This is a genomic window from Sphingobium sp. (assembly GCF_041987595.1).
Taxonomy (GTDB): domain Bacteria; phylum Pseudomonadota; class Alphaproteobacteria; order Sphingomonadales; family Sphingomonadaceae; genus Sphingobium.
The window spans coordinates 18,947-30,401 of record NZ_JBHIWJ010000024.1; the positions used below are offsets into that span (position 1 = coordinate 18,947).

11 protein-coding genes and 1 pseudogene are annotated in these 11,455 nt (G+C 65.6%); 6 read left to right on the forward strand and 6 right to left on the reverse strand.

What is annotated here, in order from left to right:
- Positions 1–144: 144 nt before the first annotated feature.
- From ACFC3J_RS08700 to aat, 4 genes are all read left to right on the forward strand, one after another.
- Positions 145–807 (forward strand): peroxiredoxin, encoded by a 663-nt coding sequence (locus tag ACFC3J_RS08700; RefSeq protein ID WP_375195783.1) that lies wholly within the window; start codon positions 145–147, stop codon positions 805–807.
- Between the two features lies 1 nt (position 808).
- Positions 809–1,846 (forward strand): MBL fold metallo-hydrolase, encoded by a 1,038-nt coding sequence (locus tag ACFC3J_RS08705; RefSeq protein ID WP_375195784.1) that lies wholly within the window; start codon positions 809–811, stop codon positions 1,844–1,846.
- Positions 1,843–2,595 (forward strand): class I SAM-dependent methyltransferase, encoded by a 753-nt coding sequence (locus tag ACFC3J_RS08710; RefSeq protein ID WP_375195785.1) that lies wholly within the window; start codon positions 1,843–1,845, stop codon positions 2,593–2,595. Before ACFC3J_RS08705 ends, ACFC3J_RS08710 begins: the two co-directional genes overlap by 4 nt.
- Before the next feature lie 71 nt (positions 2,596–2,666).
- Complete coding sequence (gene aat, locus ACFC3J_RS08715) at positions 2,667–3,422, forward strand: leucyl/phenylalanyl-tRNA--protein transferase (RefSeq protein ID WP_375195786.1); 756 nt, start codon at positions 2,667–2,669, stop codon at positions 3,420–3,422.
- A 35-nt stretch (positions 3,423–3,457) separates the two neighbouring features.
- Here aat and ACFC3J_RS08720 read toward each other — a convergent pair.
- The 4 genes and pseudogenes from ACFC3J_RS08720 to ACFC3J_RS08735 all read right to left on the reverse strand — a co-directional run.
- Positions 3,458–3,859 (reverse strand): annotated as a pseudogene (locus ACFC3J_RS08720) (DUF2155 domain-containing protein); the annotation flags it as partial.
- Positions 3,856–4,254: an NADH:ubiquinone oxidoreductase subunit NDUFA12 gene (locus tag ACFC3J_RS08725; protein WP_375195787.1), complete on the reverse strand. Its 399-nt coding sequence runs from the start codon at positions 4,252–4,254 to the stop codon at positions 3,856–3,858. The gene ACFC3J_RS08725 and the pseudogene ACFC3J_RS08720, both read right to left, overlap by 4 nt.
- 46 nt (positions 4,255–4,300) lie before the next feature.
- A complete protein-coding gene (locus ACFC3J_RS08730) occupies positions 4,301–4,828 on the reverse strand; it encodes a DUF192 domain-containing protein (RefSeq protein WP_375195809.1) in 528 nt (175 codons plus the stop codon).
- 40 nt (positions 4,829–4,868) lie between these two features.
- Positions 4,869–5,396, reverse strand: a complete 528-nt coding sequence (locus ACFC3J_RS08735) for a regulatory protein RecX (RefSeq protein WP_375195788.1) — start codon at positions 5,394–5,396, stop codon at positions 4,869–4,871.
- Positions 5,397–5,585: 189 nt separating this feature from the next.
- Between ACFC3J_RS08735 and ACFC3J_RS08740 the strand changes: the two genes are divergently transcribed.
- Positions 5,586–7,307 (forward strand): fatty acyl-AMP ligase, encoded by a 1,722-nt coding sequence (locus ACFC3J_RS08740; protein WP_375195789.1) that lies wholly within the window; start codon positions 5,586–5,588, stop codon positions 7,305–7,307.
- 168 nt (positions 7,308–7,475) lie between these two features.
- Positions 7,476–9,767 carry a putative bifunctional diguanylate cyclase/phosphodiesterase gene (locus ACFC3J_RS08745; protein ID WP_375195790.1) on the forward strand — a complete coding sequence of 764 codons (2,292 nt, stop codon included), beginning with the start codon at positions 7,476–7,478 and terminating at the stop codon, positions 9,765–9,767.
- A gap of 7 nt (positions 9,768–9,774) precedes the next feature.
- Here ACFC3J_RS08745 and ACFC3J_RS08750 read toward each other — a convergent pair whose 3' ends face one another.
- Complete coding sequence (locus ACFC3J_RS08750) at positions 9,775–10,524, reverse strand: ParA family protein (RefSeq protein ID WP_375195791.1); 750 nt, start codon at positions 10,522–10,524, stop codon at positions 9,775–9,777.
- 124 nt (positions 10,525–10,648) lie between these two features.
- Entirely contained in the window at positions 10,649–11,374 is a 726-nt protein-coding gene (locus ACFC3J_RS08755; RefSeq protein ID WP_375195792.1) for a cupin domain-containing protein, read from the reverse strand.
- Positions 11,375–11,455: the final 81 nt, after the last annotated feature.

Here is an 11,455-nt window from a genome sequence, read left to right on the forward strand (position 1 = left end):
TGCCGCTCCATGGTAGATTTCCCCGCCCGTTCTCGTGCGGGCGCGAGTCTGTGGCGCGGACGCGCTGCAACCATCTATGGCCGCATCATGGTCGCGCAAAACCGGCTCCGGCTTTCGCGCGCGATGCCTGGGCAGGGAGGGATTATGACGCTCTCGATCGGCAGCAAGGCCCCCGACTTCATCGCGCAGACCACGCAAGGGCAGATCCGCTTTCACGAATGGCTGGGCGACGATTGGGGCATCCTGTTTTCGCACCCCAAGGATTTCACCCCCGTCTGCACGACGGAACTGGGCTATCTCGCCCGGCTGGCGCCCGAATTCGCCAGCCGCAACTGCAAGGTGATCGGCCTGTCGGTCGACCCGGTCGGCAATCATGAGCGCTGGCTGGCCGACATCAAGGCCGCGACCGGCGGCGACGTCACCTATCCGATCATCGGCGACAGCGACCTGAAGGTCGCGCAGGCCTATGAAATGCTGCCCGCCAGCGCCGGAGACGCGTCCGAAGGGCGAACCGCCGCCGACAATCAGACGGTCCGCACCGTCTATCTCATCGGCCCGGACAAGCTGATCAAGGCGATGCTGAGCTATCCCATGAGCAGCGGCCGCAATTTCGACGAGGTGATGCGCCTGCTCGACAGTTGCCAGCTGACGGCCAGGCACAAGGTCGCAACCCCGGTGAACTGGAAATGGGGCGAGGATGTCATCATCGTTCCCGCCGTTTCCGACGACGAGGCCAGAGAGCGCTTCCCCGAAGGCTGGAACGCCGTGACGCCCTATCTGCGCGTCGTTCCTCAACCCCGGGACTGACATGTTCTTCGCGGTCTTCCGGGATGGCGAAGGGTGCAAATCCTACATCATCGCCCATGAGGCCTGCGCCGCCGCGGCCATCATCGACCCGGCGCTGGATCTGGTCGACCGCTATCTGGGCGAGGTGAACCGGCAGGGCCTGCGCGTGCGCTACATCATCGACACGCACACCCATGCCGATCATTTTTCCGGTGCGCGGGCGCTGCGGCAGGCGCTGCACGCGCCGATCGTAATGCACCGCTACTCCCCCGCGCCCTATGTCGACATGCATGTGGAGGATGGCCATTCGCTGCCGCTGGGCGACATGCGCATGCGCATCCTCCACACGCCCGGCCACACGCGGGATTCGATGTGCATCCATGTCGAGGATCGCGTCTTCACCGGCGACACGCTGCTGATCGGAGGCACGGGACGCAGCGACCTGCCGTCGGGCGACCCGGCGCAACTGCATGACAGCCTGTTCCACAAGCTGCTCGACCTGCCCGACGACACGCTGGTCTTTCCCGCGCATGATTATAAGGGCCGCGAAGGTTCCACCATCGGGGCGGAGCGCGCCGACAATCCCCGACTGGCCAAGGTGGAGCAGGACGCGTTCGTCGCGCTGATGAACAGCCTCAACCTGTCGGCCCCCACCCACCTTACCGAAGCGCTGCGCACCAACATGTCGGGCGGCAAGACCGTGCGCCAGTTGCTGGCCGAAGCGGGCGCCAGAGTGCCCTTCATGGCGATGGACGAACTGCTCCGCCGTCTGAATGCGCGGGCCAATGATTTCGTGATCCTCGACGTGCGCGAAAGGGACGCCTTCGCCGCCGGTCATGTGCCGGGCGCCATCCACCTGCCGCGCGGCCAGCTGGAACTGCGCGTCAACGATGTGCTGCCCGACCCGGGCGTGGAGGTGCTGACCGTTTGCGAACTGGGCAAGATCTCGACGCTGGCGGCGGCGACGCTGCACGAGCTGGGCTTCAACCGCGCCACCGCGCTTGACGGCGGAATGGCGGCATGGCGAGAGAGGGGTCACCCCGTCGAAAGCGCCCCATGACCTCGACCGACTTCAAGGACCATTTCTCGCAAGGCTCCGCCGGCTATGTCGCCCACCGCCCGGTCTATCCGAAGGACCTTGTGGACCAGCTGGCCGCGATCAGCCCCGGTCATGCCCGGGCGCTCGATTGTGGCTGCGGCAACGGCCAGCTTTCGGTACTGCTGGCGGAACGGTTCGACCGGGTCGACGCGACCGACGCCAGCGCCGCCCAGATTGCGGAGGCTCAGGCGCATCCCCATGTCCGCTACCGCGCGGCGCGGGCCGAAGAGAGCGGCCTGCCGGACGCCAGCGTGGATCTGGTCACCGTGGCCCAAGCCGCCCATTGGCTGGACCTGGACGCCTTCTACGCCGAAGTCCGCCGCGTCGCCCGGCCTGATGCCGCGATCGCGCTCATCACCTACGGCCTCTGGCATGTGGAGGGCGATGTCGACCCGATCATCCAGCATTTCTACAGGCGGACCGTCGCGCCTTACTGGCCGCCCGAACGCCGCCATGTGGAGGACGGCTATCGCAGCCTGCCTTTCCCTTTTCGTGAAACCAGCCTGCCGCCTATGACCATCAACGTCGATTGGCGGCTGGAGGATGTGATCGGCTATGTCGGCACCTGGTCGGCGGTGCGGGCGGCGCGGCAGACCCTTGGCGTCGATCCGGTCGACGCCTTTGCCGCGGAACTGGCGGAGCATTGGGGCGACCCGGCCGTCCGCCGGCGAGTCCGCTGGCCGCTGTCGCTGCGGGTCGGCCATGTTTGAGAATGGGCGGAAAATCGGAGGCGAAAAGTCGCTCTGGCGCGGCGCCCCGTCTGCGGTTAAGTCTTTCTTTGATGACGATTGATCCGCTGGTGCTGCTGCAGGCTTACGCTATCGGCGTGTTCCCCATGTCCGATGATCGCGAGGCGGACGAGGTTTACTGGATCGAGCCGAAACGGCGGGCGATCATGCCGCTCGATGGCTTCCACATCTCCCATTCGCTGGCCAAGACGATCCGGCGGGAGCGGTTTAGGGTCACGGCCAATCGCGATTTCGCCGGGATCGTCCAGCTTTGCGCGCAGGCGGCGGACGACCGGCCGTCGACCTGGATCAACCATCCGATCGAGCGCGCCTACCGGCATCTGCACGACATCGGTTTCGCCCATAGCGTCGAAGTGTGGGAGGGCGAGGAACTGGTCGGCGGCCTTTATGGCGTCGCGCTGGGGCGCGCCTTTTTCGGCGAGAGCATGGTGTCGCGGCGGACCGATGCGTCGAAAGTGGCGCTGGCCTGGCTGACGGCGCGGATGCGGTTCGGCGGCTTCACCCTGCTCGACTGCCAGTTCATGACCGATCATCTGCGCTCATTGGGCGCGATCGAAATCAGCCAGCGCGATTATCTTCAGTCGTTGACCGGGGCGCTGGACGGGGTGCCGCTGGGCGCCGGGCGCGGCGTGCTGGCGGGCGGTTCCGGGGTCTGGGCGGAGCTGGCGTTTTCGCCGCTCGCAGGGGCCGCCCTGGCGGCCGGAACATCGCCCTTGTCGCCCAGCTTCACCGTATCGGGGCCGGTTTCGGGCCAGGACATCGTGCAGCTTCTGACCCAGACGTCATAGACCGGGTGCTGCACGACGTTGCGGTCGGGCCGGTTGAGGAACAGCCAGCCGGAAAAGTTGCGGCGCCATTTATTGTCGGCGGTGCTGCGCACGTCGAGCTGCACGAAGGCGCCGGTTTCCTGGACATTTTCCCAGGGCGCGGTGGTTTCGCAGGCCTGAAGGCGCACGATGGCGTCCCCCACGCGCAGGGCTTCGCCCGGCTTCATCTTGAGGTCGGTGGTGATGCCGTTCCGCTTGTTGAGCAGGCCGATCACCGCCACCCGCTCATTCATCGGCGTGCCCGACAGGGTGGATTCGCCGCCGTTGCGGATCTTCTGCCCCTCGATGCGGACGGGACCGCCCTGATTCTGCGTCGGCAGATCGTCGCCGCCGCAGCCCGCCAGAATCAGCGTGCAGCCGAGAATCGGCAGGAAGCGTCCCGCCGGGCGCCGCATCATGATGCGTCGGGGCTCCACGCCTCATAGTCGCCGGTCGCCTTCTGGCGCAGGCCGCCCTTTTCCAGCGCGCCCGAGGGGCGATAGGCATTGGCTGTGCCGGTGGCGTTGGGGGTGAAGTCCTTTTCCCAGATGCGCGGCGGCGGCAGGAAGCTCTCGGGCGCGCCCTCGATCGAATGATGCAGCCAGCCATGCCATTCGGCGGGCACGCGGCTCGAATCATTGGGGCCGTTATAGATGACCCAGCGGCGCGTCAGGCCGTTGGGGTCCGTGCCGCCTTCATAATAGATATTGCCCTGATGGTCCTCGCCCACCTTGGTGCCCTTGCGGGAGGTGTAGAGCGAGGTGCCGATGGTCGCGCCATCCCACCAGGTGAAGATCTTGCCAAGGATTCCCATGGGCGAAGCGCTTAGCCGCTGCGGCTGGCGCTTGGCAAGGCATGTTCTAGTCGGCGGGGCAGAAATTCAGCCCGTCCCTGGGCCGATGCGCGGCGGGACCGGCGCAATCGCCCCAGCGGACGCGGTCGCCCTGGCCGATGCCCAGTTCCGCCGCGCGGCCGCCGCGCAGTTCCAGCACGGCGGCGACGGGAATGCCCGCGGAAACGGGTTCGCGGGAATAGGGCTGCGCATCGGCCTTCAGATAGGCGATGCTGCCGTCGGTGTGGATGAACAGCATGTCGAGCGGGATCAGCGTGTTCTTCATCCAGAAGCTGGCCGTGCGGGGCGGGTTCATGGGAAAGAGCATGCCGGAATCGGCGTCGAGCGACTTGCGGAACATGAGGCCCTGTTCCTGCTCCTTTTCGGTGCGGGCGACCTCGACGGTGAAGCGGTGGTCGCCTCTGGCGGTGCGGATGACCAGCGGGAGGAGGGCGGCTCGCGCCTCCGTTGCGCCTGTCGCTGCGTTGTCCGCGGGCGGCTTTTGGGCGCAGGCGGCGCAAAAAAGCATAATCACGAGAAAGGGAAAGCGGGGCATCATGTCTGACTAGCGAAATCGGGCGTGCGAGGGGAGGGGGTTAACTTTCCTCCTGCTCCGGCACTTCCCCCGGTCCAGCGTCGGTCCAGCGGCGGGCGGTGGCGTAGCTATGGCCGGCGCGCAGGAAGGCGGCGATCCATTTTTCGCGCTGATTGGGGTCGGGCCGCGCCTGCGCATAGGGGCCAAGCCGCTTGCGCCGGGCGAAACGGTCGGCCGCCTGCCAGCTTTCCGAGGCGGTGACGGCGTCCGCCTCCTCGCGGTCCGCCTCGGCAATGCCGTCGGCGCGCAGGCTCTCCGCGACGCGGCGGGCGCCATAGCCGCGCCGGGCGAGCGAGGCGCTTTTCATCGCCGCATAGCTGGCATCGTCGACATAGTTGAGGTCGGCAAAGCGGTCGGCCAGCCCTTGCGGATCGGCGGGAGCCTCGCCGCCCCATCCGCGTTCCTGAATCTTGCGGTTGAGATAGGCGAGCAGCCGGGCGCGGCTCGTCGCGAAACGGCCGACATAGCGCAGCGCCAGCTCGCGCAAAGCCTCTTCATTGAGGGGGATAGGGGGGCGTCTGCCGGTCATGGACATGCTTCATGCCTGCTGCGCCTTGATTATGCCACAGTCGGGCCGGAATTTTACCGCCCCTTTTGGAGTAGAAGCTCAGGCTGGAATGAAACTATCCGGTGCAAAACCGCTTCAAAGCTGTTAGCGGCGCGCCCGGATGAAGAAATTAAGACATTGGGTGACACCAATATGACGGGTTCGCAAAGCATGATGGCACCGACGCCGACCACCGATGATCTGCCCCGCCGTTTCTCGGATTTCGAGACGCTGGGCGAAGCGCTGGACTATGCTGCGACCGGGCAGCGTGGTCTGAACTTCCACGACGCGCGCGGAAATCTGGCGCGGCCCTACCCGTTCAGCGAACTGCGCGCCGACGCCATCGCCTGCGCCCACCGGCTGATCGCCCATGGGGTGAAGCCGGAAGATCGCGTGGCGCTGGTGGCGGAGACGGGCGCGGATTTCGCGATGCTCTTCTTCGGCATCGTCTATGCGGGCGGATGGCCGGTGCCGCTGCCGCTGCCGACCAGCTTCGGCGGCAAGGAAAGCTATATCGACCAGCTGAACGTCCAGCTGTCGAGCTGCGACCCGATGCTGTTCCTCTTCCCCAAGGAACTGGAAGAGATGGCGGGTGAGAGCGGCCGCCAGAAAAATGTCGAGAGCATCGCTTTTGAGGATTTCATCGCGCGCGAGGCCGTCCCCTGCGATCTGCCGCAGGCGAAGGGCGAGGAAATCGCCTATCTGCAATATTCGAGCGGCTCGACCCGCTTTCCGCACGGCGTTGCGGTGACGCACCATGCACTGCTGAGCAACCTTGCCGCGCATAGCCATGGCATGGAACTGATCGAGAGTGACCGCTGCATCAGCTGGCTGCCCTGGTATCATGACATGGGGCTGGTCGGCTGCTTCCTGTCGGTCGTCGCCAATCAGGTGTCGACCGATTATATGAAGACCGAGGATTTCGCCCGCCGTCCGCTGGCGTGGCTGGATCTGATCAGTCGCAATGAAGGCACCTCGATCAGCTATTCGCCGACCTTCGGCTACGATATCTGCGCCCGTCGCATGTCGAGCCAGACCAAGGCGCAGGATCGCTTCGACCTGTCGCGCTGGCGGCTGGCCGGTAACGGCGCGGACATGATCCGCCCCGACGTGATGCAGAGCTTCGTCGACGCCTTTGGCGACGCCGGGTTCAGCCCAAAGGCATTCCTGCCGAGCTATGGCCTTGCCGAAGCGACGCTGGCCGTCACTATCATGCCGCCGGGCGAGGGCATCATCGTCGAGCTGGTCGAGGAAACAGACCTGTCGGGCGGCGACGCGACCGAGGGCCGTCCGCAGCGCTTCCGCTCGATCGTCAACTGCGGCAAGCCCGCCCGAGATATGGTCGTGGAGATTCGCGACGAGGACGGCGCTGTCCTCAACGAGCGCCAGATCGGCAAGGTGTGGACCACCGGGCCTTCGCTGATGGTCGGATATTTCCGCGATCAGGAGGCGACCGACGCCTGCATGGTCGACGGCTGGCTGGATACGGGCGACATGGGCTATCTGAGCGACGGCTATCTCTACATTGTCGGCCGCGCCAAGGACATGATCATCATCAACGGCAAAAATCACTGGCCGCAGGATATTGAATGGGCGGTGGAGCAGCTGCCCGGCTTCAAACAGGGCGACATCGCCGCCTTTGCCATCACCACGCCGGGCGGTGAGGAAGCGCCCGCAGTGCTGGTGCATTGTCGCACCTCCGACAATGACGAGCGCACCCGTCTGCGCGACCAGATCCGTGAGCGGGTCCGTGCGATCACCGGCATGAACTGCGTGGTCGAACTGGTGCCGCCGCGCACCTTGCCGCGCACCAGTTCGGGTAAATTGAGCCGGTCGAAGGCGCGGAACCTCTATCTGACCGGGGAAATCCGGCCTTACGATATCGCCGCCTGATTCTGTTTTGCAGGGGATGTGCCCCTCGTCATGTGAGCGCATCCTCTTTTTCTTTCCCACCGCCCGGGTTACGGATTGATAACCGGTTGCTGCTAATCCGGTTCGGTGAGACGCGGGCACGGGCCATCTTCTGATCAGCTTTCTCAGGAGCATGTATCGCTCCGGACGATGATGGGTGTTGCCGCAGCGTCCGACGACGCGACCCAGCATGTGCTCGCCTCGCAGCTGAGATCCGCGGACACCGTCGCCTTGCTGCGGCAGGCGATGAACGTCTTTGGCCTCTTCTTTCTCTGGCAGGTGTTCGGGCACCATGGATCGCCGCCGCGCCTGATCCTGTGGAGCGTTGCGCTCGCAGCGTCGATGATGGCCAGCGTCATGATCACCCGCAAACGGCGCGCACGGGCGGAGGTGACGGCGACCGACCTGCGGGTCCATGGTTTGACCGGCCTGTTGCACGGGATGGTCTGGGCCTTGTGCATGATGTCCCTGTCCACCAGTCATGGCGCGGCGCAGCTGGTGGCGCACTGGACGCTGATCAGCTGCATCATGGTGTGCGGCGCGATCAGTTTTGCCGCCACGCCGCTGGCTGCGACCGGCTTTCTGCTGCCCTGCATTGCCGGGCTTTTCTTCATGTTCGACGAGCAGGGGCAGCTGCCGTTGCTGGCGCTGGCCACCAGCTATGCCTTGTCGCTGCTGGTCGGCTGCTACATCTACGCCCGGACCTTCGCCCGCCAGCATAGCGCCAGCGTAAAATTGGAGGAAAAGAGCGAGGTCGTGAGCCTGCTGCTGCGTGAATATGAGCATGGCGGTTCGGACTGGCTGTGGCAGACCGATCCGGCCCGGCGGCTGAACGGTGTGTCCCCGCGGATGGCGGAGATGCTGGGCCGCGCTCCAGCGGAGGTCGAGGGCAATCTGCTCGTGCAGGTGCTGGCCGGAAGCGCGTGGGAAAGCGGCCTGTTCCCGGCCGGATTGCACGAGCTGGCCGATCAGTTGAAGCGGCGGGAAAGCTTCAGCGCCATCGTCCTGCCCGTCGAGGCGCAGGGCGGAGTGCGTTGGTGGGAGCTGTCGGCATCACCCCGCTATGACGAGCAGGGCGCGTTTCTGGGTTTTCGCGGCGTGGGGTCGGATGTAACCGAACAGCGCGAATCGGCCGACCGCATTGCCCAGCTCGCCCAGTTCGATCCGCTGACCGGCCTGCCCAACCGCGCGCATCTGCGCGACGTGCTGGATCAGGCCATGGCGGCGGCGCAGGGACGTCCGCTGGGCTGCGCCTTTCTGATGATCGATCTCGACCGGTTCAAGGCGGTGAACGATACGCTGGGCCATCAGATCGGCGACAAGCTGTTGACGCAGGTTGCGCGGCGGCTGCGCCACATCTGTTCGGGAAGCGAATTTTGCGGGCGCATCGGCGGCGACGAATTTGCCGTCGTCATTCCCGTTGCGGGTGAAAATCGCGGGATCGACAAGCTGGCGGCCTTCATCATCAGCGGCCTGTCCGCGCCCTATCAGGTCGACGAACATACGCTCTATGTCGGGGCCTCGGTCGGGTCGGCGGTGTCGCCGCAGGATGGCAGCGAATCCGAAGCCCTGATCCGCAGCGCCGATCTGGCGCTTTACCGGGCGAAGAGCGAGGGCGGCGGCATGCACTGCGCCTATGAGCCGCAACTGCACGCGCAGGCCGAAGAGCGGCGGCAGCTGGAACTGGCGCTGCGCGACGCGCTGGAAAAGGACCAGCTGCATGTGCTGTTCCAGCCGGTGGTCGAGGCGGAAGGCGGGACCGTCGTGGGGTTCGAGGCGCTGGTGCGCTGGACCCACCCGGAACTGGGACCGATTTCGCCGGTCAAATTCGTGCCCGTGGCGGAGGAGGCCCGGCTGATCGGGCCGATCGGGGAATGGGTGCTGCGGACCGCCTGCATGGAGGCGGCGCGCTGGCCCGACCCGGTGCGGATTGCGGTCAACGTCTCGGCCGAGCAACTGGCGCATCCCAGCTTCGTCGGCGCGGTCGTGTCGGCGCTGGCGCAGAGCGGACTGGAGGCGCGGCGGCTGGAACTGGAGGTGACCGAAAGCGTGTTCGTCAACGCCGATACCGGCGCGCTCAAGACCCTCGACCAGTTGCGCGGGCTGGGGGTGCAGCTGTCGCTCGACGATTTCGGGACCGGCTATTCCTCACTCGGCTATCTCAGCCGGACCCGATTTGACACGATCAAGATCGACCGCAGCTTCGTGGTGGGCGCATCGAACAACAAGGTGGAAAGTCTGGCGATCATCCGCGCCGTGGTGACGCTGGCCGACAGTCTGGGCATGGCGACCACCGCCGAAGGGGTCGAGACGGAGGCCGAACTGGCGATGGTCCGTGGCCTGGGGTGCCGCAAGGTTCAGGGCTATTATTTCGGCCGGCCCATGCCCGCAAAGGATGCGGCGGGCCTGTTCCCGCCGGACCAGTTGCAGGCCCGCGCCTGAAGCGCCTTCACGGCTGCTGAAGCTGGCGTTCCACCGTCGTCCAGAGTGAAGCGAAAGCCTGCGCGGGAGACGAAGAGGCCGCAAATGCGCCCAACGGCTTGCGGCGCACCGCCATCTGTTCGACCGCGCTGGCCATGGGGATGGCGGGCCAGCCGGGCTGCCCTTCAAGCGCGGCGCGGTGGAGGCTGCGGCGCCGGTCGACCATCGAATAGACCGGCATGATCGGCGGATGGCTGCCCCCACGCTGCACCAGATAGCGGGCGACTTCGCCCATGGCGCGCTGGGCGAGCGGGGAAGGGATGACGGGAATGACGATCATGTCCGCCGCGCGCAGCACCTGCTCGCTGGTTTCTGTGAGGCCGGGCGGGCAGTCAAGGATGATACGGTCATAATCGCGCCCCAGCGTGTCGATCAGCTTGGCGAGGCGCTTTTTCTTGTCCATCTCACGGAACAGATGGTCCAGGCTGCGCAGCGATGTGTCGGCGGCGATCAGGTCGAGGCCCGGAACGGTGGAGGGCTGGATCAGCTTGCGAACCTCGACATCCTTGCTGAAGATCGCCTGCGCTGCGTCGCGGCTTTGCGTATCGGTGGAAATCAGCCAGCTTGACGCCGCCTGCGGATCGAGGTCCCAGAGCAGCGTTCGCCGCTTGGAGATGCTTGCTGATGCCCAGGCGAGGTTGATCGCGAAGGTGGTTTTCCCCACGCCCCCCTTGAGGCTGTAAACGGCGATGGTCGCCAATGCCGGTTCCTTTGCCATGAGCGGAGGCTATATTGCTGCACCGCGAAAGCAAGCGGGCAAATCCACGGCCCGGAACCATATGGATGTTACGTTGTCGTGACAGGCCGTTGCCGGATGCGTCCGGCCTGTCCGATGCGGTCTGTTAAGCCGGGCGGTAGATGGCGTAGACCTTCTTCACCTGTTCGCGGCTCTCCCAGCTGCAATGCGCGCCCTGTTCGACCAGGAAGATGTCGTCCTTGCGAAATGTGCCTTCCCGGCCGTCGCCGTCGACGAAGGTGACACTCCCTTCCAACAGATGCATCAGCTCATAATGGCGATAGGGCATGGAGAGGCGATGATAGGGCGTCGAATCCCAGGTGCCGCAGACGAACTCCGTGTCGGTCGAGCGATAGTCGGTGAAGTTGCGGCAGGCGGGCGTGGGACCGACCAGCAGTTCGGCCAGCGGCGCGCCAGAGGGTTCCAGCGGCGCGCCTTCATCGATGGGGATGATGTCGGGTGCGGCGTCCGGGCTGCCGTTGCGGCGCATCGCAATGAGTCGTGTGCCTTCACGCGAGGACCAGGTAAAGCCCGTGCCCTTGGTGATGACGGCGCTCTGGCTGGAGCCGAGCTGGACTGTCTTGTCGGCGCCTTCCAGGGTGAGGGCGCCTTCCAGAAGGATGAGGAACTCGTCGTCCGGCAGAGCGTCGACGCGGCCACGACCTTGCGGCAGCAGGACGAGGCTGATCGACACCGGGCCTTCGGGCAGGTCTAGCTGCGCGCGACTGGCGAGATACGGGTCGCCATGCGCATCAGCGGGGATCGCGGCGCTGTCCGCAAAAGCGCGCAGATCGCGGAAGCTGCGGGTTGCGAGGTCCAGTGCTTCGGTCATGATGGCTCCCTGTCCGGTAAAAACTGGCGTCCAGCTTTAGACCGGCGGAGGCGAAACATTCCGCTCAAGGCAGACGGTGGC

Coding starts and splice junctions, on each gene's coding strand:
- ACFC3J_RS08700 (WP_375195783.1), top strand. CDS start 145: ATGACGCTCTCGATCGGCAGCAAGGCCCCCGACTTCATCGCGCAGACC.
- ACFC3J_RS08705 (WP_375195784.1), top strand. CDS start 809: ATGTTCTTCGCGGTCTTCCGGGATGGCGAAGGGTGCAAATCCTACATC.
- ACFC3J_RS08710 (WP_375195785.1), top strand. CDS start 1,843: ATGACCTCGACCGACTTCAAGGACCATTTCTCGCAAGGCTCCGCCGGC.
- aat (WP_375195786.1), top strand. CDS start 2,667: ATGACGATTGATCCGCTGGTGCTGCTGCAGGCTTACGCTATCGGCGTG.
- ACFC3J_RS08725 (WP_375195787.1), bottom strand. CDS start 4,254: ATGGGAATCCTTGGCAAGATCTTCACCTGGTGGGATGGCGCGACCATC.
- ACFC3J_RS08730 (WP_375195809.1), bottom strand. CDS start 4,828: ATGCCCCGCTTTCCCTTTCTCGTGATTATGCTTTTTTGCGCCGCCTGC.
- ACFC3J_RS08735 (WP_375195788.1), bottom strand. CDS start 5,396: ATGACCGGCAGACGCCCCCCTATCCCCCTCAATGAAGAGGCTTTGCGC.
- ACFC3J_RS08740 (WP_375195789.1), top strand. CDS start 5,586: ATGATGGCACCGACGCCGACCACCGATGATCTGCCCCGCCGTTTCTCG.
- ACFC3J_RS08745 (WP_375195790.1), top strand. CDS start 7,476: ATGATGGGTGTTGCCGCAGCGTCCGACGACGCGACCCAGCATGTGCTC.
- ACFC3J_RS08750 (WP_375195791.1), bottom strand. CDS start 10,524: ATGGCAAAGGAACCGGCATTGGCGACCATCGCCGTTTACAGCCTCAAG.
- ACFC3J_RS08755 (WP_375195792.1), bottom strand. CDS start 11,374: ATGACCGAAGCACTGGACCTCGCAACCCGCAGCTTCCGCGATCTGCGC.